Origin of the sequence: Nonomuraea sp. MG754425, assembly GCF_021699195.1 — a bacterium.
GTDB lineage: Bacteria > Actinomycetota > Actinomycetes > Streptosporangiales > Streptosporangiaceae > Nonomuraea.
This window is the reverse complement of the sequence record NZ_SSXE01000603.1, coordinates 1-251: the sequence shown is the minus strand read 5'-3', so window position 1 is coordinate 251 and position 251 is coordinate 1. Positions and strand designations below refer to the sequence as shown.

Here is a 251-nt window from a genome sequence, read left to right as displayed (position 1 = left end):
GGTTCAATATGGGCGCATTGAAGCGGGTACGGGAATATCAACCCGTTATCCATCGACTACGCCTGTCGGCCTCGCCTTAGGCCCCGACTTACCCTGGGCGGATTAGCCTGCCCCAGGAACCCTTGGTCATCCGGCGCGAGGGTTTCTCACCCTCGATTCGCTACTCATGCCTGCATTCTCACTCGCACAGCCTCCACAACTAGATCACTCTGCTGCTTCACCGGCTGCACGACGCTCCCCTACCCACCAAC

General features: G+C 59.4%; 1 rRNA gene. It reads right to left on the bottom strand.

Annotated features, from left to right (window positions below):
- Nucleotides 1-251 (bottom strand): 23S ribosomal RNA (locus FAF44_RS54160); the annotation flags it as partial.